Here is a 20643-nt window from a genome sequence, read left to right on the forward strand (position 1 = left end):
CCGTCCGGCGTTACCGCGACGACTGCCGCTGCGTCCGCATGACCTGGGCCTGCGCTTCCCGCAGCCAGGCTTCGCTCTTCGGGAAGTCCGCGTAGCTCTTGAGCGGCGCCAACAGCGGGTCATCCAGCTTGATGTCCGCGCTCTGCAACAGCGCGTAGTCCTGCAGCGACTCCGCGAACACCTCCCACCGGATCGAGTCAATCGGTCCGTCGGTGCCCGGATAGACCACAAACGGGTCGCCCGCCGGCAAACCCGGCCACGCTCCCACCGAGGCGTCGAGGAACGGGTCGGACATCTGGGCGGTACAGAACACGAACCAGTAGTTGTAACCCCAGTGCAGGAAACCTCGCGCCCCCAGCCGGTAAAACAGCCACCCGGCCATGCGAATCTTCGCCAGCGGCGTGTCCAGCAGCCGTTGCAGAAACGCGTCCCTCGGCCCACAACAAAAGTAAGCCCACGCCGGGCAATTGGCCTTGGCAAACTCCGGCGCGGTGACAATGCTCGGGATCGGCATGTCGGACAGCCGTTCGGTGGCGAACCGCGTGTCGCTCATCGCGTCCATCACCTTCATCCACGGCGCCAGCTCTTTGAGCAGCGCCCGCGCTTGGCGGTAGTCGGCCATCTGCGCGTCCCCGTCCGGCTCGTCCGCGCAGTGGAAGAACGACCGGTCGAGAATCTTCTCCGCCTCCAGAAACGCCTTGAACCGCGGGATGAACTGTTCCAGGAACTTCCGATACGTCTCGGACGTGGCGCTGATCTCCGGCGCCCAGAGCATCGGCCCGATCTTCTCGCCGCGCTCGAAGATGCGTTGCGGATGCTTCCCGCTGGTGGGCGCCGGCGTGAAGAAGTGCGTGAACTCGAGGTGCCGCGCCCCGTGCTTCAGGGCGATCCGCACCCAGCGCCGCACGTCCGTGAAGTCGAACTCATACCGGTCCGGCCCCGCGCGCTTCACCCGCAGCAACTGCGCGGGGCGCACGAGGATCTCGTGCCGGGCGTTGAAGATCGGCGTGTAGATCACGTCGCACCCGTGCGTCACCATGTTGGCGATGTAGGCGTCCGCCAACTGCCAGAACCGCTCCCCGCACGGCTCGATCTTGTAGTATTCCCAGATCGAGTCAGCCGAAATCCACTTCGTCACCGGGAAATCCCGGCGCGGCTGCAACACCAGCGGCCGCACGTCCACCTCGACGGTCAACTCCACCGGCCACGGCTTCGGCCGGGTCCAGTCCACGTAGGCGAACTCGTTCTCCAGCGTCAGGCGGACCTTTACTTGCCGCAGCCCCGGCTTGGCATCTGCCGGGACGAAGAGCGAAATCCAGAACACGCCGTTGGCCTGCGGACCAACATGCGCCGTGCTCTCCGGGAACAGCGGATCGGGACAAAGGCCCGGCACGAACCCCACTCCCTCGATCTCGTCCTTCGGCACGTAGGTGTTGAACGCGCGCAAGGGCACAAATCCGACGCGCCGCACCACCGGCTTCCAGTCGTCCGCGCCCAGCACCTCGCAGCGCATCACCGCCGAGTTGGTCTTGTCGTTGCGGAAGCAGGCCTGAAATGAGAGGCGCGCGACGCGAGCGGTCAGCAGCCGCAGCGGCCGCGCGTCGCCGGGAGGCGAGGTGGGGTAAACGCGGTTCAGTGAAGTTTCCAGCCAGAAGCGGATTTGATCTTTGGTTAGCGGCTGCGGCGCAGCCTGCCTCGAGTCGTCGGCCGCATCCAGGCTACCCGGGGCGATGAGGCCCAACGCGCCCGCCCCGGCCAGTTGTTTGATAGCGGTTCTTCGGTTCATGGCTGCTTGCCGACTTCAGCCCGCTTCAAGAGCGTCCCTGTCGCGGTTCGGAGCCAGTCCTCGCTCTTCGGGAAATCCGCGTAGCTCTTGAGCGGCGCGAGCAGCGGGTCGTCCGGCTTGATACCGGCGCTCTGCAACATCGCGTAGTCCTGCAAGGATTCGGCGAAAACCTCCCACCGGATGGAGTCAATCGGCCCCTTCTCGCCCGGGTAAACCATAAACGGATCGCCATACGGGATACCCGGCCACGCCGCCGCCGAGGCATCCGTGAAGGGATCTGTGATGGCCTCCTGCTCGATCTTGTGCCAGTAATTGTAGCCCCAATGCAGGAAGCCCTGCGCGCCCAGCCGGTAAAAGAGCCAGCCGGACATGCGGACCTTGGGCAGCGGCGTGTCCAGGAAGCGGTTGAGCCACGGGCCGTGCGGGGCGCAGCAGTAATACACCCAGTGCGGTATCTTCTCATCAATGTAGGCCTGCGCGGAACTTACAATGGGAATGGGAATGTCCGTTAGTCCCTGGCGCCCGTATTCCACGTCGCTCAAGGCGTCCATCACTTTCATCCACGGCGCCAGTTCGCGCAGCACCTTGCGGGCGCGCTTATAGTTCTCCACGTGCTGACCGCCGCTCGGCTCGTCGGACAGGTGGAAGTACGAGTCGGCCAGAATGTTCTCCTTCTCCAGGAACCGGTGGAAGGCGGGCAGGAACTGCTTCAGAAAGGCAAGGTAGATGTCAGAAGTGGCCTTCGTGTCGGGCGGCCAGAGCATCACCCATTTGCCGTCCCGCTGCGTGTAGGCGCGGATCGGGTTCTCGACTCCCCAGTAAATCCACAGGTGGGGCCATTCGAACTTCCGGAAGCCAACGCTCCTGGCCATATCGGTGAAGCGTTTCGCCTGCGCCCAGTCGAATTCATAAACGTCCGGCTTGGTGCTGTTGACGGTCAGCAACTGGCACGGGCGCCGGAACGTCTCGCGGCGATTGAAGAAGAGCGGCACATAGACCACATCCGACCCGTGCGCGAGCATGTTCGTCATGTAAGCCCGGGTGAGTTCCCACCACTTCTCGTCGAACATGCCCGTCTGGTAGTAATCCCAAATCGCCTCGCCGCGCCACCAGTGGATGACATCGAAGCCGCGCCGCGGCTGGATGACCAGCGGCGCAATCTCCAGGCGCACCGGCAGGCCGGCGTGCTGGGTGCCGTTATGGAAGGTGTAATGCACTTTCAGTTCCCGCACGCCCGGCTTGGTGTCGGCTGGAATGGTGAGCGTGATCCAGAAGGATTGGTTCTCCCACGGCGCGACGGTGGCCTTGATCTCGGGAAACAGCGGATCCGGCACCAGGCCCGGCAGCAGGCCGAAGCCGTCCAATTCGGCGGGCTCCGTGTCCGGCGTGTAATGCAGCAGCGGCACATACCCCACCCGGCGGACCTGCGGCTTCAGGTCCTCGCCGCCGGACACAGAACACTCGACGGTCAGCGGATGCACCCGGCGGTTTTGCAGGCACGCCTGGAAGGCGATTCGGCCATTCCGCGCCGCCAGCAACTGCAGGTTGGTCGTCCCGGGCGCCGACGCCGGGAACACCCGTTTCAGGGAGCTCTCCAACCAAAACGCAATGCTCGGTCCCGCCTTGCCATCCGGTTCGACGATCATTGGCCCGCCGGTGGGTTGGGTTGCCGCCTGAAGCGTTTGCGCCAGCAGCAGCGCGAGGAGCACAAGGCCAGTCCGCAGAATCATGTCCCAATCAAACCGCATGGTTTCGGCGCACAAAAGCGAAATCTTGCGCCCCTCTGGCCGGCCCAACCCGTAAGCATGTAGGGGCGCGGCTACCACCGCCGCACGCGATAGAACCTGTGGCTGTTGGTGGCGTGCGGATCGGTGAACTGGAGGACCGCGCCGTTGCCGTTCAGGGGCGGGAGCGCCGTCCAGGTGGGCGACGCGAGCGAGTCTGTCTGCTCGAGGCTGTATCGTCCGGCCATATCGGTTTGCAGCAGCACCGAGAACACGCCCTCCCGCCGCTGTGGCCCAAAGAGCCTGCCGGTTTCCGAACCAACTCCCACCAATGCCAGCGTGTGATAGTTCCCCGCCGCGATCGCACTCAAACCGGTCGCGCCCGCCGGCAGCGCGCATTGTCCCTGCCAGTTGCTCCCCCACGACACCGCGCTGCCGTCCGGGCGCAGCGCCACGCTGTGCAGCGCGCCGGCCGCAATGGCCACCGCATTGGACAGGCCGGCCGGTGTTGTTGCCTGGCCGAAATCGTCATCGCCCCAACCGGTGATCCCCCCCTCCGCATTCAGCGCCAGGCTGTGCCACGAGCCGGCCGCGATTCCAACCACGTTGCTCAAGCCCAAGGGCGCCAAGGATTGCCCCGCAGGATTCCCTTCCGCATCCAGGTTCTCGCCCCACGCCACGACCGCCCCGTCCGCCGTCACGGCGAGGCTGTGATTGCCCCCCGCCGCAATCCTCACCACATTCGACAACCCCGGCGGGACGGACACCTGGCCAACGCTGTCATCGCCCCACGCCACGACATGGCCGTCCCGCTGCAACGCCAGACTGTGCCATGTCCCGGCCGCCAGCGACCACACTTCGCCCAGGTCATCCGGCACGGTGCTTTGACCGTAGTCATCCGCGCCCCAGGCCACGACCTTTCCGTCGGCACCCAAAGCCAGGTTGTGGTAATCCCCCGCGGCGATGACTACCGCGTTCGTCAGACTCTCCGGGACAGACGCCTGGCCATCGAAATTCGCCCCCCACGCCAGCACCGTTCCGTCGTCCCGCAAGGCCAGGCTGTGCCAGCCGCCCGCCGCTATGGCTATCAGGTTGGTTGCCGCCGCGGGCACATCGAGCTGCCCAAAGTCATTGTTCCCGGCCGTTATCACCGGCGAGGCCGGCGGGATAACCGACAACACCGCGTTGGAGCTGGCCACCCAGCCAAAGGCATTGGAAACCACCACGGAATAGCTCCCGGCGTCCGCCAGTTGCACCACGGCGATCGCGTAATTGCCGCCGGTCGCGCCCGGGAGGTCGGTCCCGTTGAAACGCCACTGGTAGCGCAGCGTTGGCGCGCCCGCTGCCTCCACGCTGAACGCGGCCGATTGCCACAATGGCACGCTCTGGCTAAAAGGTTGCGTGACGATGGCCGGCGCCAGGGGCTGGGCGAACACGCCGAGGTGATTTCCGTTCACCCGCTGCACGCCGCCGCTCGGCCGGTTGAGAAGCACCGCCGCGCCATTGGTCAGCCGGGCCATGGCCGTCGAGCCGCCGCCATCCAGATTCAGGCCGTTCCACGCCCCCAGGCGCAGCAGCCATTGCCCCGTCTCGTAAAGCGTCGCCCCGTCGCTCCACCCCGCGCGCCGGCCATCAATCACCATCAGGTAGAAGTAGCGCCCCTCCGGCGACAGGCCCACCGCGGTGCGCGGGTTCTCGTTGCAGAACGAGGTGGTGCAGCCTTGGAGTTGCGCCACGCCGTTGATGAGGACCAGGTCCGATCCGGCCACCGCCGTCCACACGTTGGCCAGGCTGGGCGGCGCGGTCTGCGCAAAGCTCGCCTGGTTGCCCTTCGAAATCAGCACCGCCGGACGGCCGTTCGCGAACGTGGACACGATGTCCCCCCGGGAAACCGCCAAGCCGCTCAGCTCACGCGGGTCATCCGGTATCGTGCTGACCGGTGAGAAGAAGTTCGCGTTCACGCCCACCGAAACGCCATAGGTTTGAACGAACGTGGTGGTGGTCTGCCCGATGGTCTCCCACGGCGGCTCGCCGCCGGCGGGGGTCGAAAAGAACTCAACCGTCGGATCGCTGAGGTCCACTCGCAGGGCGAATACTTTATGCTGGCGCACCTCGCTGGCGTCCGCCTCGCCGGCGGCAAACTCGATGCCCCGGTACATCGGCACCCAGGGATCGAGTGTGATTGTCGCTGAGGCACAGCACGCCGTGAGCAACCACGCCACTCCCGCCAGCGGGAGCGCAGTTCTTCGTTTCATTTCAGCAATTCGAAGCATTCCGACTCATCGGGCGGCGTGTGGCCACCCGGAAGACCGCCGGGCCCAACCTGGCACACTCTGCACCGTGTCGCGAAGAGCGGCGCGCCCTCGCGCTCAGCTCGGGTTCGCCGCGGGCGCGTCGGGCGCTGCGTCCTCGATCTTCGCGTTCTTCTGGAGGAAGGAGATAACCTTCTCGTTCATGATCTCGTCAAAGACCTCGATTACGCCGCCGCGCTTCTGCAGGTCCTTGAGGAACTTCTGCGGCGGGATTTGGTACAGGCCGGCCAGGTAGTGAATTCGCTGGACGATCTCCTCCTCGGGAACCTTGATGTCTTCCTTCTCGGCAATCTTCTGCAGGAGGAACTGCAGTTTCACCCGCTCTTTGGCGTTGCGGGTCGCGGCGGAATAGATTTGGTCCTTCTGCTGCTCGATCACCTGGCGCGGGACACCGCGCTTGGCATTCTCGCTCACGAGGTCATAGACCACATTGCGTGTCTCGCGGGCGACCGCCGCTTCCGGCAGCTCGAAGGAAACGCGTCCCATCAAGGCGCGCAGCACCTCGGTGCGCAGCGTCTTCTCTTCTTTGAACTTCAGCTCATTCTCCAGGTCCCGGCGCACGCCCTCCCTGAGTTTCTCCAGATTCTCGGCCCCGTAGGCCTTGGCCAGCGCGTCGTCCAGCGGCGGCGGAAACTTCTCCTTCACCTCCACCACTTCGACCTCGTAAACGCCCTTCTTGCCGGCGAGCTGGGGGGTCACAAAATCGGCCGGGAAATCCACGGTCACCGAGCGCTTGTCGCTGGCCTTCGCGCCGACGAGCTGGTCGGCAAACCCGGGAATGAAGGAAGTGGAGCTGACCTCCACCCAGAAGTTCTTTTGCTCCGTAAGCCCCTTGGCGGTGGGGGCGATCTCGGTGATCGGTTTGCCGTCGCAGGTGCCGGTGTAACTGACGACGGCCACGTCGCCGGTCTGAACGGGGCGCTCGACGGTCTTGTAGCTGACCCGCTGCTCGCGCAGCAGGTTGAGCGCGCGGTCAACGTCCGCGTCGGTCACCGACCGGATTTCGCGCCGGACGGGCAGGCCCTTGTATTCGGGCAGCGTGAACTCCGGGACCGTTTCCACGGTGGCCGCAAATTGCAGCGGCTGGCCGCGTACGAATTGAATCTCCTCGATGTCGGGATAGCCCACCACCTCGAGCTTCTGCTCCTTGACCGCCTGCTGGTAGGACTCGGAGATGAGTTTCTTCTTTGTTTCCTCCTCGATGTCTTTCTCGTATTTGCGCAGCACCATCTCGCGCGGCGCTTTGCCGGGCCGAAACCCGGGCAGATTCGCCTCGCGCCGGAAATCCTTGGCCACGGCCTCGAAGGTCTCATCCACCTTCTGGGCCTCGACTTCCACCCGCATGAGCTTCTTGCACGGACTCAAACTTTCTACGGTCACATTCACAAGCTAACCTTTCCGTTAATCGCTGAGAATGTCCAGCAGGCCGGATGTATGTTGTGTTTCCGCCGCTCAGCGAGCGGGCAACATTAGGCGGACAGGCGCGGCGCGTCAAGCCCGCCCGCGGCTCCCTTCGACTGCAGCAGCGCGTAGGCATGAAGGCGCGCGGGCCCCGCTTGTCTGACTCGCAATCCGCAAAGCGGGCCCGCGCTCCTCCGGCAGCTTCATGCATACGCGCTAAGCTGGTTGTCGAGCACCGCTTTGTCCGGCTCGTAGTGCTCTGCCCACACCGAGTTTGGACAATCGAGCATAGACGCCCGAAGCGACTTGATCCCGAAGGTGCTTGGGCAGCTTTTGAAGCCAATCACTGAGCTCGTCTTCAATCCGCAGCCCGGCAGCCTCCCGCGCCTTCAGAACGTACAGCAATGCTCCCATGCTGTGGTCAGCCGCGTGCGCCGTCCCTGCTGCCTGCCCAGCGGCTCGAGCGGCGGCCACAGCGGCTTTATCCTTGGCGTCCCGCGCGGCAGCGTGAGCGGAACGGGCCGCCTCCATCGCGGCCCCAGTCTTCACCTCTCCGTCAGCCCATTTCCTCAAAGTCTCCAGGGCTTCGCTCGGGCGGCGATCTCGATTGCCTCGGGTGTAAAGGTGCAACACGCCCTGGGCGCAATCTGCAGCCCATCGGGCAAGCAGAATGTGGTTCTCTCGAGTCAGCGCCCCCCCCCGGTGCTCCGCAATGAAACGTCGGTCTCTCATTGAGTGGTTTTTCTCATTCTTGTCGAACGGCCGGCCTCACCGGCGGGGGCCGCTGGCGCTCGACCGCATACGAGACGCCCTCCCGGCGCTGGCTGGCGCGTGTTGAGCTTTCCCATCATGGCATTAGGTGTTGTGTGGCGACGCCTCCGATTACGGCGTGCGTGCCGCAGGATGACCCAGCAAAGCGAACAGCGCTTCGCCTCGTGACACCAACTCGTCAACAGCCTCGCACTCAAACACCTCGTTGAGGATGAGCCGGCAGCCTGTGGCCGTGAGGCAATCCATGACCGTGAGGGCTTTTGCCTGTTTGTGGCCGATGCTCATCTGAGTGGAGAACGATCAACTCACCGATAGCGGCCCGCCACCGACGTCCGACTCAGCAACAGACACCGCCGGGCCGCCATTCGGTGGAGCGACTTGTTGGCAGATCGAGTTCCCTGGAGGACACCGAGAAGAACCAGCCCCACAGCGCCGACAGCAGGAGTGCTCGGCTCCGGAATAATCGCGGCTTCAATGCTCAGGGTTGCGCTGCCGTATGTATGCGTCCAGGGGGGATTTACTGAATAATCCCAGCCAATCCAAAGTTGATCAATCGTTAGCTGGATTGCGTCAATCCGGTAGCCGATTAGGTCGGGACCTTCTCGGGAAACAATGGAGAACAGCGTGGATTCCGACAACACCGGCCCCGACAGAATGCTAGTCCCTGTGAGGATCATGATTTGGCCATCCATTCCATCCGTAAGGCTTCCGACGGCCGCAGGAAAGTCTCCGTCGTCGGCAGGAGAAGAAATCGTAAAAGTCCGACCGACATCAGCGGCGCTGAATGCCAAGGTGTCGAACAGATTGTAGCCTCCGAAGCCGTTCCAGAACCAGATCCTTTCCTGCGTTGAGATCTGCGAACTGTGTGACTCCAGTGAAAACCGCCGACTCCACACCATGTCGCTGCGAGCAGCCAAGGGGGCTACCGCCAATGCAAAGCAAGTCAAAATCGCTTTCATTCTATTCTACTGCATGTGTTTCGGTTATCGGCCAACGCAAAAGTGAGCGGCGGCGGCCTAGGACGCGAGGCCTGAAACGCGGGTGGCCGCGCCGTCCGCTCCACTGAAGGTTAGACTCGATTTGACCGACACATCAGCTTCGGAGCGGCGCAATTGCGTGGGCGGCTGAGTCCAGGCAGTAAAGCAGCACAAACACAGTAAACATGTGGGCTGCGGCGGCAAAGTCCATAATTACACGTGACGTTCTCTCGTGCCTTCTCATCGCCCTGATGCCTCTGACAACCTCATAAACTCCCAATAGGGCAAAAAAGGGGGCCAGAATTGGCAGAACAGATATCATCGTTTTGCTCGTGTACTAACGGACCGCGTTCAGCGGCCCCGCCCGGCTTTGCGGGCGGAGTCAGCTGCAAAACGCACGGTTCGGCGTTGCGCCCACAAGTCACTTCACCGGCTGGGCCTCCGGGAACTTCCAGGTGCCGTCCAGGATTTCCTTCTGCGGGCGGTACATTCGGACGACGTAGTTCCAGCCCGGCATGATGGGAATGCAATTCGGCGCGATCTCGTTGCCGCCAAACTGGATCGTCACCGAACCGTCCGCGTTCGGCTTGGCGGTGACATTGTTCACCGTGTAGGCGTCCCGTGCGTTCTTCTCGAAGTAGCCGTCCTTGTTGTACACGCTGACCGACCAGAACCCGTCGACCGGCACGTCCTTGACTGTCAGCCGGTACACCGTCTTGCCGTCGTTCTGCTCCGGCTCGGCGCCGGCATAGAGGGCGGCGGTCGGCGGGTTCCCGCCCCAGCCGGCGGCCGTGCCGATCAGGTGCTGGACCGGATCGACCTCGCCCTTCCGCCCGAACATCCGCGCCGAGTCGATGCCGCCGTTGGCGGCCGCCACCGCCAGCAGCGCCTCGCGTACCTTCGTCAGCGACGCCCCGTCCCAGTCGGGCATTTCGAACTTGCCCACCGCCTTCTGCTCGAGTTTGATCGCGTCCTGGAGGGCGTGGACCGCTTTGATGTCCGCCGCGTCGTTGGGATTCACGAACGTCCGGATCGCCAAGCACACGTACCGCGTGCCGGCCTTCTCTTTCGTGAGCGTGCGAGTTCCCGGCGCGTAGAACACGTCCGGCACATACTGATCCTGGTCGATGACCTGCACCGCCATGTACCGTTTGCCGGCGTCCGGGAGCGTGACCTTGACCGGCCCGGCGTCGAGGTCGAACACCCCGAACGAGTACAAGGTGTCCCGGTTCAGCCGGATCACCGTCTGGCGGTCGATCGGGGCGAGTTCCCGCTCGTGTTTGAACTTGCCGAAGCCGCCGTCCCGCACGAACCGCGCGAAGTACGTGTCGGACTCGGCGCGGCGGAAGTTATCGACCGTCACGCGCACGGGCCTCTCGTCGTCCGCGGACGCCGCCGTCAACCAACTCACCGAGATGAGAAGCGCCGCGATAATTCGAATCGTATTCGCTTGCATGTCGTTGTCCCTCGTTACGCGTTGATGTCAGAAACAGTCGCCGGCGCCCTGTCGCCGAACGTCAAAGTTGCGGCACGGACGGTAGCCTTCTGCCTCCGGCGCCCTCGGCTTATTTGTTTAGACGCGTTCTGTCCCGCCATGTAACCGGTGATAAGACAACGATACGAGGGAAGGTGATTCGAAAACAGAGCACCAAGTCCCTCGATGTCATTCCGCCAGTCGCGATGCAGTTCGCAAGCAGCCCCGAACCAAGTCATAAGCTGGCATCCAGCTGCTCCCATGCGAGCCCATGCAGCGTCACGCGTTGTCTTGTTGAAGGTCCCGGACGCATCTGTGACGACGAACACCTCAAATCCTTCCTCGCGAGCAGCCAACGCGGGAAAAGCAACACAGACCTCGGTCACAATTCCTGCAATGATCAACTGCTTCTTTCCGGTAGCCTTGATCGCCTTTACGAAGTCTTCGTTATCCCATGCATTGATTTGACCGGGGCGCGCGATGTATGGAGCGTCAGGGAATAGTTCTCTTAGTTCCGGAACCAAAGGGCCGTTCGGACCGTCCTCGAAACTGGTCGTCAGGATTGTGGGCAGGTTGAAATACCTCGCAGCGTCCGCCAGCGCGAGGACGTTGTTCTTGAAATCGTCCGGAGAGAAATCCTGGACGAGATTTGTCAGACCGGATTGGTGATCGACGAGCAAGACTGCAGCGTCATCCTTATTCAGGCGGTTGTATTTAAATTCAGGTTTCAATGTGTTCTCCTTTGGTTGTGGATCTGCGGTGATTGGTTTCTTTGCCGAACGCCGCGCCTCACCTGCGGCCGCCGGGGACGCAGGTGGAGCAAGAAAAGGATACACGAGTAGTCTCAAAACGTCAAGCTCAGCGACCCGCCGCACCCGCCGCAGGAGAGGCAACGATTGCAGCCGCGACGCTCCCGCCGGGTTCGCTGCAGCGCATGGCTAGGCGCATCATCAGTGAACAATCTCATAAATCGCCCAAGACCAAAATGCCAATGGCAGCAGTGAGAACGCCGCAGTCATAGCGAGCCTCCCGTCTCTGGCGCGAAGCGCAAACCAAAAGGCAACGCCGCTGCCGATCAACGAAGCCATGATGCCGACTCCTCCCGCTGGGCCGCGAACTGAACCAACGTGACCTGCGAGAACGAACGCGACCGCAGCCACGATGCTTACCGCGACACAACCGAGCGCAAATCGGAAAATCCTTTCGGGGCTGGTGGTCTGTGGTGTCATAGCGCGCCGAATCTCACTGGCGCGGCACCAGCAATGCCCGAATGTAAAATGGGCGCTCCCGCCGCGTCCAGTGAAGTGAGTGTAGGTGTCCTGGTCATCCTCCAAATAGTCTTTTCAATAATGATGGCCTGCCAGTGCCTGCTGATGCACTCGACGAAATTTCGACCAAAACCTCGAATGGGTCAGTGCCCGCGCCGGGAATGTCTGCGTCGTGGCGGTATCCAGTCAGCGTCTGCGCCAACTCCACTGGAACATCGAAGATGTAATCAACATCCGCCTTGCGTCCTCCCGCCTTCTGCTGCTCCGAACGCAATCGGTCTCGGATGTTGGTAAAGGCGGCTGGCAACTCGCCCTCCGTCTGCAAGTGTTCCAAATCGCGCTGGGCATCGTGAGTGACTGACCAAACTCTCTGACCGTCCTTCCAGCCGGTGGCGACGCTGACCATGACCTGCTCCTCTACGTCGCCGGTGACGACCTCGCATCCAGCCGACAACCGCTGCAAAGTCTGATCGTGCATCAATCGGTGGCCCGAACCACTAGCCACAACCAAATACCAACCGTTGGGCAACTCTGCGCCGACAATCGGAGACTCAGCAATCTCCTCCCGCGTGCCTGTGCCTCGCAAACCAAGCGTCTCAAGCACTGCCGTTGGCGGCTTGCCTCTAACTGCTAACCATGACTGTGAGTAGCCCATACGCGAACGCCACCTAACTGAGCGATGCGGGCGGCCGAACGCGTGCGCATTGGCAGCTGATGCAGCCCGCCCGCATTCGCTCCAGTGGTTTTGTTAGCCCACCCGTGCTTCATGCTCAATCTGGACTAAACTCTACTCTCACGACTCTTCCAGTGGAAAGGGAAACGATTCCGAAGTCTGAATTGAACGCCCCGTCAGTGGAGTGACGAAAAACGAGTGAATCACGGATGACCATCTTCCCGGACGGTGATGTCGTCGTAGAATACTGCGAACCGCTACCAACAATGGTCAATGTGCTGGAGGAATTGGTGGACGCGTCGAACGGGGAAGCGGGCCACCCAGTGCCCTCCATGTAATGACCCATGATGCGCCGAACCTCAATCTCTGTCATGCCGACGTGGACTCGGGCAAGATCACGAAGGAATGGCTTTCGTGTGGTCCACTCCACGAAGTAAAGCACAGAGATGACCGCGAGGAGCGCCACAAGCGCACCGAGCCGAGCAAGCTGACGGCTAAGCGGCACGGGTCGAACCAGACCAACGGCAAAAGCGACGCCGACGGCAAGATAAACCCACCAAGCAACTGGGTAAGCCAAGCCGACCTCACACAATGCAAAAACAGCGAGTGCGACTGCTGCAACCGTAATGAGCGCGATACGCATGGCTGAATGGGCAACGCTGCTGCTCAGGCAGGGCGGGGCGTGAGCGTCCAGCATGGAACAGAGACGGAAACCCGCCCTTGCCTGCAGCAGCCTGGTTCGCCTTTTGGTTCATTGGGGGAAATCTGGCCAAACCCGCGCCACCATGTGAAGGGCCTCCTCCATCTGGTCTAGCGTGCTGGAGGAAAACTTGCCTGCGTGTTCCCGGCGTAGCTTGGTGATCTCCTGGCCAAGCTCGCCCAGCAGTTCCGACCCGGTAGTCCACGCCACCTTGTGAATGAGATAGTGCAGTCGTTCGGCGTCCCTGGCGAGGCCATCGGCACGCAATGACACGATGAGTCGCTCAAAGGGTTCGTAGGAAATGACTGGGGCGCTCATGCGTGTGTTGGCGAACGCTCCGCCTGAGCTACAGCCGCCACGCCAGAATCTCTGGAGCACCCGCGACTGACGTGGCGGCTGTTAGCTCCAGGCGGCTTGTTCGGCTGTGCCTTCAAGATTCGTCTGGCCGTTTCCCAAAGAACTCAAGATGGCTGCACTGGCAGCACTGTAGAGCATAACCCTCGATGAAGCGGGCTTGCTGTCTTGTGCCAAACGTGCCATGTCCATGCCACTGGAAGCCGTCACTGCTGCATTGCGAGCAAATGACTGGCTTGCCACCAGCCTGAAACTGACGTGGGCGGAGGGTGTCTTTCACTGCTGCTTTTACTCCGCGTTTAATTGCTGTGATGGTCTTGTTCATAATTGTGTCGAAGTCGCCGAACGTAGAGTGCAGCCGCGCCGGGCCAAAAGCGACCGAAAACAAACGACACGGCCTCCCGGCGTCGGCTGCCACGAATAGTTGGGGCTCGACGTCATTTTACCGGGCCTCCTGCAAGGATCCAACCGATGTATGGCGAAACGGGTAAGAGAGCCAGGAGGGAACCCAGAGTCAACGTGATCGCCGTCAAAGGGACAGGAAACGCCGCAAGAATGCCGACCTCGATGACGATGACCGCTACTGCCATGAAGTGCAATGACCGGGGAAAACGAAACCCGTAGCGCAGCCCCATGTACACCGAGTACGCAATGGCACTGAGAACGAAAGCGCCATAAAGGCATCTCAGGACCAAAATGATCAATTCACGGGTGTCCATATTCTCTCGCCCCAACGAAGCGTATTGAGCGGTGGCGGCGGGCCGGGGAGCCAGAACTCGCCGACGACGTCCGCCCCGCCGACATCCGCTCCAATCGCCTTGTTCTCCTGCGCCTTCACGCTGTTGTGGGCGGCATCCACCAAAACCGGGCCAAACCACCGGCTGCACTCGGCCGCAGCGCGGAGCAGTCGCGCATTAACGCGTCGTAGCGCTGTTATGCGCGACTGCTCCGCGCTGCGGCTCAGGCTAGCCCCAGACGGGGGTTTTGCCCAGCTCCTTATCATAGGGCCGATCAGCTAAAACGCGTAGGCGTCAGGGGAACAGTATGTTTGGCCCGAAGTCCACCGTAGAATGGGCAATCTCCCAAGGTCCGGTAGTCTCATGCGGCTATGCTGGGGGCAGTTGCAGCAGATTGTCAACACCCAAATCCTGGTCGGAATGCCCATCAAACTATGAGGTTTCCAACTGGACGAGCGTCGTGAGGAGAGGGCTCAGGGAAAGCAGCGCGCGGGCTGGCTCCTATTCCAAGTGGGCGTCCACTTAAGGTGTGCATATTTCGCCCGTATCTGGTAATGTCTAACCCATGCAACCTCACGTTCCTGCGTCCGGCCTGCCTTTCCCCAGCACGCCGGAGATCATCTTTACCAACTGGCGCGAGGCCCTGCACCGCAGCGGCTTAACCCCGGGCATGCAGGCGGTCTATACCCTGGCGGTGAGCGGCTATCTCGGGTTCATCCGAAAAGTTTGTGCTTTGCGGGGTAGTTGCTCGCGGAAGTCCGGCACCCGGAATGGCCCGGCCCAGAGCGGCGCCCTTAGAGCCTGTTTGAAAATGCCAGTCTAACGCCGGGTGTGGACACCCGGCCTGCAGGGAAGCGGCGAAAAGGCGCGATCCTGTAGGCCCAGTCCCCTGACCGGGCGAATTCTCAAACAAGCGCTATGGGAGGGGGATGGAGGTCCGTTTGCCCGGATTTGGCCCGCAAGGGCCTGTAATTTGGCCCTGTGATCGCAACTGCCGCAACGACAGCGGGTTACGTCAGGGGGGCGGCGGGATGTCAAGGCTGTATCCACGGTGTGGATACGGTGTGGATATGGCGCCTATACGGTGAGACTCCTTCGGGTGGCGCCGCCTGGTCCCGGGCGTTATCTACCGAAAGCGCCGCCGTTTGGCCGCCTCGGCGAGGCGGCCCCATCCGGGACTGAGGCCTTGCTGGTGAAGGGTTTTTTCCTTTGCGCGGGCATCGTTCTGCCGCTAGTCTATGCCCGCCTTGTCCGGTGGTGTAATGGTAGCACAAGAGTCTTTGGAGCTCTTTGTCATGGTTCGAATCCATGCCGGACAGCCAGTCTTCCTTCCCTGCACGAGGCATCCGGCATGGCGCATGCGGGTTCGGCGCGGAATGTGTTTGCGGAGGACGCTCGGCTGGCGCAAACGGCTGGACATCGGGGGCTGGCTTGCTCATCATCGCGGTGTGCCCTGTTGGGCTGTGTTCGATTCTGATTTCGTGGTATGGAAGAGCCTCCACCGGTCCAGGAAACCCCGCCGGACGCCTCGCAGCCGCCGGCGATGTCCCTCGCCGCGCGGTTGCTGAATGTGTTTGCCATTCCGGGCGAGGTGTTCGAGGGGGTCAAGGCCAGCCGCTTCTCCGTGGGGAACTGGCTCGTGCCCGCGTTGCTGCTGGCGGTGGTGGGGGTGTTCACCTCGGTTGTAGTTGTGTCGCAGGCGTCTTTCCAACAGCAGATGCGCGAGCGGATCGAGAAGCAGGCCAGGGCGCTGGAAGAACAGGTGCAGGCGGGCAAGGTGCAGCGGGTCGAGGCGGACCGCGCGCTGGCGTTTACGCGGGCGATCACCCAGCCGCCGGTGCTGAAGGTGCTGGGGGGCGCGGCCGCGGCGGCCTTGAGCTTCGCCCGGGTGTTTTGGTGGGCCTTGATCCTGTGGCTGCTCGGCCGGGCGTTCCTGAAGCTGCAACTGGATTATCTCAAGACCCTGGAGGTAGCGGGGTTGGCGCTGATGATCAGCGTGCTGGGAGGGGTGGTGACGTTGCTGCTGACGGTGAACTTGCCCCAGCTTTTCACCGCGCCGAGCCTGGCGCTGGGGGTGAGTGACTTTGACGCCAGCCGCAAGGGGCGGTTGCTGCTGGGCGTCACTAATGGTTTTTCCTTCTGGCTGGTCGGAGTGCTGGCGGCTGGCCTGGCCCGGCTGGCGGGGGTGCCGTTTCTCCGGGCGGCGTGGTTTGTGTTCGCCGCGTGGGTCATCCAGGAATCCTGCCTGGTCCTGTTGGGCGGAGCGCTGGGGCAATTCGTGCTGTAGCTGCCGGCAGTAGCGCTGAGCACTGGACAAGGGGGTGCTCTTCCCGTGTGCGCGGCGGGTGGCACCTGGGCCGCGCTCAGGGCCTGGCGCGAATTATGGAGAGGTCTTTGCCAACGGAGTCCCGTTTAGCCTTCCACTGGGCTTGTCGAGGTGATACAAGACCGCCATGTCCGCAAAGCTCACCATTGGGTTTCTTGGCGCCGGCAAGATGGCCACGGCGCTCGGCAGAGGCTTCATCCGGGCGGGACTCGTCTCCGCGAAGCACGTCATGGCCAGCGACCTCAGCGCCGCCGCCCGCGCCGCCTTTGAGCGGGAGACCGGCGCGAGGACGACCCCTTCCAACCGGGCGGTGCTGAGGTTCGCCGAGGTGCTGGTGCTGGCGGTCAAGCCGGACCAGGCCGCCGGAGTGCTGGCCGACATCCGCGCCGATTTCACCGGCAAGCACCTCCTGATCTCCATCGCCGCGGGCGTGACGTTGGCCCGGTTGGAAGCCGGGTTGGACGCGGGAGCGCGGCTCATCCGCGTGATGCCGAACACGCCGGCGCTGGTTGGAACGTCAGCTGCTGGTTTTGCGCTGGGCAAATCGGCTCGGCCGCAGGATGCCGAGTTGGTGCAACGGCTCTTTGCCGCCGTTGGGCTGGCCTTTCAGCTCAAGGAATCGCTGCTGGACGCGGTCACGGGCTTGAGCGGCAGCGGGCCGGCTTATGTGTATTTGTTCATCGAGGGCCTGAGCGACGGCGGCGTGGCAGCGGGACTGCCGCGCGACGTGGCCACCCGGCTCGCGGCCCAGACTGTCCTGGGCAGCGCGAAGATGGTGCTGGAAACGGGCTTGCATCCCGGCGCGCTCAAAGACATGGTCACCAGCCCCGGGGGCACGACCATCGAGGGCGTGCACGAATTGGAGAAGGGCAAACTGCGCGGCACGCTGATCAGCGCCGTCCGCGCGGCGACCGAGAAATCAAGAAAACTGGGCCAGGCTTAGCGCCTGCGGATGACGGGACGCGCGGCGAGTTGCGGAGCCTAGCTGGCTTGTTTGGCCAGCAACTCGCGCACGTCCACCGCCTCCATGCCGGCCGCCCGAATCGCCCTCATCCCCAAATCCGTATCTTCGTAAGCGCGGCAGAACTGCGGCGGCACGCCCAGGCGCCGCGCAGCTTCCAGGAAAATATCCGGCGCCGGTTTCTGGTTCGCGACATCCTCGCTGGTGACGATCGCCTGAAACAGGTCCCGGATGCCCAGATGGTTGAGCACTTGCGAGATGATTATCCGCGTCCCGCCTGATGCCACAGCCATCGGTATCTTGCCATAGTTCTCCCGGGCGATTCCAACCACCGTGTTAATCGGCTCCACCTGGGCGATGAGCGGCAGGTATTCCGCCTCCTTTTCCCGGGCCACTGCCAGCGCGTCGAGCGGAACGCCTTGTTCCGTGCTTAACACCTTGAGAACGTCCCGCGTGGGCACGCCCCCGAGGGCATAAAAACGCCGCTCGGGAAAAGAGAACCCGTGCCGCCTTGAGATCACCTGCCACGCCCGCCAATGCAGCGGCATTGTGTCGGCCAGCGTGCCGTCACAATCGAAGATGAGGCCTCGGGGGTGGGGTGGATGATGCTTGTTCTTTTGCATGACCCTCGTTCAGCCAGACTTCTCTTTGCACACGACTCGCGGCCCGGCCCATCCCTCATGCTTTCAGCGCCGCCAGCTTCTCCTGCAGGTCATGCGCCATCAGCGGCTCGATCACCGGGTCAATCGCCCCCTCCATCACCATCGGCAGGTTATACAGCGTCAGGCCGATGCGGTGATCGGTCAGGCGGTTTTGCGGGAAATTGTAGGTGCGGATGCGCTCGTTGCGTTCGCCCGTGCCCACCTGCTCTTTGCGCTGGTCGGCGTATTTTTGGTTCTCCTCGGCCACCTTGCGCTCGAGCAGGCGCGACCGCAGCACCGTCAGCGCCCGCGCCTTGTTCTTCTGCTGGGAGCGCTGGTCCGCGCAACGGACAATCACGCCGGTGGGCTTGTGCACGACCTGCACGGCGGAATCCGTGGTGTTCACGCCCTGGCCGCCGGGGCCGGACGCGCGGCAAACCGTGATCTCCAGATCCTCGGGCTTGAGCTCCACATCCACTTCCTGGGCTTCGGGCAGCACGGCCACGGTGCAAGTGCTGGTGTGAATGCGCCCCTGCGCCTCGGTTGCCGGCACCCGCTGAACGCGGTGGACGCCGCTCTCGTACTTGAGGCGCTTATAGACGTCGGTGCCGTTGAGCTGGAAAATGACTTCCTTGTAACCGCCGAGATCGGACGCGCTGGAGTCGAGGTCCTCAACCTTCCAGCCGCGCGCCTCCGCGTAGCGCGTGTACATGCGGTAGAGGTCCGCGGCGAACAAGGCGGATTCCTGGCCGCCCGCGCCCGCGCGGATTTCAACGATGGTATTGCGCGAGTCCGCCGGGTCCGGCGGCAGGATGCCTCGCTGGATTTCCAGTCCCAGGCGTTTCTCCTCGGCTTCCAGCCGGGCGATTTCCTCTTTGGCCATCTGGGCCAGCTCGGATTCCGCCGGTTCCGCCTGCAGCAGGACGCGGTTCTCCGCCAGGTCAACCACCGCCTTCAGGTAAGCCTGCCCCTGCGCCATCAGCTCTTTGAGCCGGGCGTATTCCTTGCCCAGTTCCTGCGCGCGCTGCGGGTTGTCGAACGCCTTGGGGTCGCTCAAAGCCGCTTCCACTTCCGCAAACCGGCGGGAGAATTTCTCAATCTGAGGACGCAAGTCCATACGGAAAACAAAGCCGCCCGCAAAGCCACAAACCCTGCGGGCGGAGAAAGTGGTTGGTCGTTAGCGCTTCTTCTTGCGGCTCGCCGCCGCGGCCTGCGCCGCCTGCGTCTTGGCCATCCGCTGCTGGAACTTGTCCACCCGCCCGGCGGTGTCCACGAACTTCTGCTGCCCGGTGTAGAAAGGATGGCAGGCGTTGCAGATGCCCACAATGATCACCGGCTTGGTGGAGCGGGTCTTGATCACATTGCCGCACGCGCAACGAATCTCCGACGCCACATACTTCGGATGTATTTTCTCTTTCATAAAAGGCCGGCCACAATACCACCTGCCCACCGGTTGACAAGCCCGAAGTGGCCTTTCCGCGCTTGCGGCCCCGGGGCGGGCGGACTTACATTGCCCTCTTCCTGACTGGGAAACGCATGAAAGCTGCCTATATTGCCAAAACCGGCACGCCGGAGGTCATCACCTACGGCGACTTGCCCACCCCCAAACCCACCCGCCGCCAGTGCCTGATCAAAGTGGCCGCGGTGGACGTCAACCCCATTGACGTCTATGTCCGCAGCGGCGCCATTCCGGCGAAGCTGTCCTTCCCCTTCATCCTCGGGCGCGATCTCGCGGGCGCCGTCGTTGAAGCCGGCGGGAGCGTGAGAGACTTCAAGGTGGGCGACCGGGTTTGGGCGACGAACCAGGGCATCGACGGACGCCCTGGCACTTTCGCCGAGTTCGCCGCCGTGGATCACCGCTGGCTCCATCCCATCCCCGAAGGCGTTAGCGACGAAGACATCGTGGCGTTGTCGCTGGCCGGCGTCACCACCCAGCTTGGCCTGGTGCGAAACGCCAGTTTGAAGACGGGCGAAGTGCTCTTCGTCAACGGCGGTTCCGGCGGAGTCGGCTCCTGTGTCGTGCAAATGGCCAAAATCCTCGGCGCGCGCGTCATCGCCACCGCGGGCACCGACGAGAAAGTCGCCGCCTGCCGGGACCTGGGCGCTGACCTGGCCATCAATTACAAAACGGAAGATGTTGCCGCGGCCATCAAGACGTTCGCGCCCGAGGGCGTGAACGTCTGGTGGGAGACCCTGCGCGAGCCGGATTTCGACCGGGCAGTTTCCTTGCTGGCGATGCGTGGCCGGATGGTGCTCATGGCCGGGCGCGACGCCCGCCCCCCCTTCCCGGTCGGCCCATTCTATGTGAAGGACTGTTCCCTGCACGGGTTCGCGATGTTCAACGCCAGCTCCCGGGAACAGCGTGCCGCGGCCAATGCCATCAACCGGTGGCTGGCGGAAGGCAAATTGCGCGCCCGCATTGACCGGGTCATGCCGCTCTCCCAAGCCGCCGAGGCCCATCGCCTGCAGGAGGAAAGCACCGTCCAGAAGACCGGGGTGCTGGCGGGCAAACTGGTGCTCAAGCCTTAGTCGCAAAGG

The 20643-nt window shown here is 63.0% G+C and carries 19 protein-coding genes, 1 tRNA gene and 1 pseudogene; 6 read left to right on the forward strand and 15 right to left on the reverse strand.

The features are described from left to right. Positions 1–10 precede the first annotated feature (10 nt). From P5205_03540 to P5205_03580, 9 genes and pseudogenes are all read right to left on the reverse strand, one after another. On the reverse strand, positions 11–1786 hold the full coding sequence (locus tag P5205_03540; protein HSA09423.1) for a DUF4091 domain-containing protein: 1776 nt from the start codon (positions 1784–1786) through the stop codon (positions 11–13). Further along, a complete protein-coding gene (locus P5205_03545; protein ID HSA09424.1) occupies positions 1783–3516 on the reverse strand; it encodes a DUF4091 domain-containing protein in 1734 nt (577 codons plus the stop codon). The genes P5205_03540 and P5205_03545 overlap by 4 nt, the downstream gene beginning before the upstream one ends. A gap of 89 nt (positions 3517–3605) precedes the next feature. Further along, the gene (locus P5205_03550; protein HSA09425.1) at positions 3606–5765 is read right to left on the reverse strand and encodes a phosphodiester glycosidase family protein; all 2160 of its coding nucleotides are present in this window, start codon (positions 5763–5765) and stop codon (positions 3606–3608) included. A gap of 114 nt (positions 5766–5879) precedes the next feature. After that, the gene (gene tig / locus P5205_03555; GenBank protein ID HSA09426.1) at positions 5880–7202 is read right to left on the reverse strand and encodes a trigger factor; all 1323 of its coding nucleotides are present in this window, start codon (positions 7200–7202) and stop codon (positions 5880–5882) included. Between the two features lie 903 nt (positions 7203–8105). Beyond that, positions 8106–8279 carry a hypothetical protein gene (locus P5205_03560; GenBank protein HSA09427.1) on the reverse strand — a complete coding sequence of 58 codons (174 nt, stop codon included), beginning with the start codon at positions 8277–8279 and terminating at the stop codon, positions 8106–8108. Between the two features lie 20 nt (positions 8280–8299). Then, on the reverse strand, positions 8300–8953 hold the full coding sequence (locus P5205_03565; protein HSA09428.1) for a hypothetical protein: 654 nt from the start codon (positions 8951–8953) through the stop codon (positions 8300–8302). Between the two features lie 439 nt (positions 8954–9392). Next, positions 9393–10427, reverse strand: a complete 1035-nt coding sequence (locus P5205_03570) for a DUF1254 domain-containing protein (GenBank protein ID HSA09429.1) — start codon at positions 10425–10427, stop codon at positions 9393–9395. A gap of 140 nt (positions 10428–10567) precedes the next feature. Continuing rightward, a pseudogene (gene ycaC / locus P5205_03575) lies at positions 10568–11176 on the reverse strand (isochorismate family cysteine hydrolase YcaC). Between the two features lie 592 nt (positions 11177–11768). Beyond that, positions 11769–12368 carry a hypothetical protein gene (locus tag P5205_03580; GenBank protein HSA09430.1) on the reverse strand — a complete coding sequence of 200 codons (600 nt, stop codon included), beginning with the start codon at positions 12366–12368 and terminating at the stop codon, positions 11769–11771. A 355-nt stretch (positions 12369–12723) separates the two neighbouring features. Between P5205_03580 and P5205_03585 the strand changes: the two genes are divergently transcribed. Next, positions 12724–13035 carry a hypothetical protein gene (locus tag P5205_03585; protein HSA09431.1) on the forward strand — a complete coding sequence of 104 codons (312 nt, stop codon included), beginning with the start codon at positions 12724–12726 and terminating at the stop codon, positions 13033–13035. A gap of 102 nt (positions 13036–13137) precedes the next feature. Here P5205_03585 and P5205_03590 read toward each other — a convergent pair whose 3' ends face one another. The 3 genes from P5205_03590 to P5205_03600 all read right to left on the reverse strand — a co-directional run bounded on the left by P5205_03590 (position 13138) and on the right by P5205_03600 (position 14159). Further along, positions 13138–13404, reverse strand: a complete 267-nt coding sequence (locus P5205_03590) for a hypothetical protein (protein HSA09432.1) — start codon at positions 13402–13404, stop codon at positions 13138–13140. Between the two features lie 112 nt (positions 13405–13516). Further along, positions 13517–13765, reverse strand: a complete 249-nt coding sequence (locus P5205_03595; protein HSA09433.1) for a hypothetical protein — start codon at positions 13763–13765, stop codon at positions 13517–13519. A gap of 112 nt (positions 13766–13877) precedes the next feature. Next, positions 13878–14159: a hypothetical protein gene (locus tag P5205_03600; protein HSA09434.1), complete on the reverse strand. Its 282-nt coding sequence runs from the start codon at positions 14157–14159 to the stop codon at positions 13878–13880. Positions 14160–14742: 583 nt separating this feature from the next. On the opposite strand from P5205_03600, the gene P5205_03605 reads away from it, so the two are divergent. The 4 genes from P5205_03605 to proC all read left to right on the forward strand — a co-directional run bounded on the left by P5205_03605 (position 14743) and on the right by proC (position 17446). After that, entirely contained in the window at positions 14743–15000 is a 258-nt protein-coding gene (locus tag P5205_03605; GenBank protein ID HSA09435.1) for a hypothetical protein, read from the forward strand. 425 nt (positions 15001–15425) lie between these two features. Beyond that, positions 15426–15499, forward strand: a tRNA-Gln gene (locus P5205_03610). A gap of 164 nt (positions 15500–15663) precedes the next feature. After that, positions 15664–16464 (forward strand): YIP1 family protein, encoded by an 801-nt coding sequence (locus P5205_03615; GenBank protein ID HSA09436.1) that lies wholly within the window; start codon positions 15664–15666, stop codon positions 16462–16464. A 166-nt stretch (positions 16465–16630) separates the two neighbouring features. Further along, positions 16631–17446: a pyrroline-5-carboxylate reductase gene (gene proC, locus P5205_03620; protein ID HSA09437.1), complete on the forward strand. Its 816-nt coding sequence runs from the start codon at positions 16631–16633 to the stop codon at positions 17444–17446. A 38-nt stretch (positions 17447–17484) separates the two neighbouring features. On the opposite strand, the gene P5205_03625 is transcribed toward proC, so the two are convergent. Genes P5205_03625 through rpmE form a run of 3 tightly spaced genes read right to left on the reverse strand, consistent with a single transcriptional unit; the run spans position 17485 to position 19525 of the window. Further along, positions 17485–18087 carry an HAD-IA family hydrolase gene (locus tag P5205_03625; protein HSA09438.1) on the reverse strand — a complete coding sequence of 201 codons (603 nt, stop codon included), beginning with the start codon at positions 18085–18087 and terminating at the stop codon, positions 17485–17487. A 55-nt stretch (positions 18088–18142) separates the two neighbouring features. After that, complete coding sequence (prfA, locus tag P5205_03630; GenBank protein HSA09439.1) at positions 18143–19222, reverse strand: peptide chain release factor 1; 1080 nt, start codon at positions 19220–19222, stop codon at positions 18143–18145. Positions 19223–19282: 60 nt separating this feature from the next. Continuing rightward, positions 19283–19525, reverse strand: a complete 243-nt coding sequence (gene rpmE / locus P5205_03635) for a 50S ribosomal protein L31 (GenBank protein ID HSA09440.1) — start codon at positions 19523–19525, stop codon at positions 19283–19285. A gap of 116 nt (positions 19526–19641) precedes the next feature. Between rpmE and P5205_03640 the strand changes: the two genes are divergently transcribed. Continuing rightward, positions 19642–20634, forward strand: coding sequence for an NADPH:quinone reductase (locus tag P5205_03640; GenBank protein HSA09441.1), 993 nt, complete (start codon positions 19642–19644; stop codon positions 20632–20634). Positions 20635–20643 lie beyond the last annotated feature (9 nt).

The organism is Candidatus Paceibacterota bacterium, from assembly GCA_035452965.1.
Lineage (GTDB): Bacteria > Verrucomicrobiota > Verrucomicrobiia > Limisphaerales > UBA8199 > UBA8199.

What these genes read in the sequence shown, in the direction of transcription:
- P5205_03565 (HSA09428.1), bottom strand. Translation starts at nt 8,953, where the DNA reads ATGAAAGCGATTTTGACTTGCTTTGCATTGGCGGTAGCCCCCTTGGCT.
- P5205_03580 (HSA09430.1), bottom strand. Translation starts at nt 12,368, where the DNA reads ATGGGCTACTCACAGTCATGGTTAGCAGTTAGAGGCAAGCCGCCAACG.
- prfA (HSA09439.1), bottom strand. Translation starts at nt 19,222, where the DNA reads ATGGACTTGCGTCCTCAGATTGAGAAATTCTCCCGCCGGTTTGCGGAA.
- P5205_03545 (HSA09424.1), bottom strand. Translation starts at nt 3,516, where the DNA reads ATGATTCTGCGGACTGGCCTTGTGCTCCTCGCGCTGCTGCTGGCGCAA.
- P5205_03640 (HSA09441.1), top strand. Translation starts at nt 19,642, where the DNA reads ATGAAAGCTGCCTATATTGCCAAAACCGGCACGCCGGAGGTCATCACC.
- P5205_03605 (HSA09435.1), top strand. Translation starts at nt 14,743, where the DNA reads ATGCAACCTCACGTTCCTGCGTCCGGCCTGCCTTTCCCCAGCACGCCG.
- P5205_03615 (HSA09436.1), top strand. Translation starts at nt 15,664, where the DNA reads ATGGAAGAGCCTCCACCGGTCCAGGAAACCCCGCCGGACGCCTCGCAG.
- rpmE (HSA09440.1), bottom strand. Translation starts at nt 19,525, where the DNA reads ATGAAAGAGAAAATACATCCGAAGTATGTGGCGTCGGAGATTCGTTGC.
- P5205_03550 (HSA09425.1), bottom strand. Translation starts at nt 5,765, where the DNA reads ATGAAACGAAGAACTGCGCTCCCGCTGGCGGGAGTGGCGTGGTTGCTC.
- P5205_03570 (HSA09429.1), bottom strand. Translation starts at nt 10,427, where the DNA reads ATGCAAGCGAATACGATTCGAATTATCGCGGCGCTTCTCATCTCGGTG.
- P5205_03540 (HSA09423.1), bottom strand. Translation starts at nt 1,786, where the DNA reads ATGAACCGAAGAACCGCTATCAAACAACTGGCCGGGGCGGGCGCGTTG.
- P5205_03595 (HSA09433.1), bottom strand. Translation starts at nt 13,765, where the DNA reads ATGAACAAGACCATCACAGCAATTAAACGCGGAGTAAAAGCAGCAGTG.
- P5205_03590 (HSA09432.1), bottom strand. Translation starts at nt 13,404, where the DNA reads ATGAGCGCCCCAGTCATTTCCTACGAACCCTTTGAGCGACTCATCGTG.
- proC (HSA09437.1), top strand. Translation starts at nt 16,631, where the DNA reads ATGTCCGCAAAGCTCACCATTGGGTTTCTTGGCGCCGGCAAGATGGCC.
- P5205_03625 (HSA09438.1), bottom strand. Translation starts at nt 18,087, where the DNA reads ATGCAAAAGAACAAGCATCATCCACCCCACCCCCGAGGCCTCATCTTC.
- P5205_03585 (HSA09431.1), top strand. Translation starts at nt 12,724, where the DNA reads ATGACCCATGATGCGCCGAACCTCAATCTCTGTCATGCCGACGTGGAC.
- P5205_03560 (HSA09427.1), bottom strand. Translation starts at nt 8,279, where the DNA reads ATGAGCATCGGCCACAAACAGGCAAAAGCCCTCACGGTCATGGATTGC.
- P5205_03600 (HSA09434.1), bottom strand. Translation starts at nt 14,159, where the DNA reads ATGGACACCCGTGAATTGATCATTTTGGTCCTGAGATGCCTTTATGGC.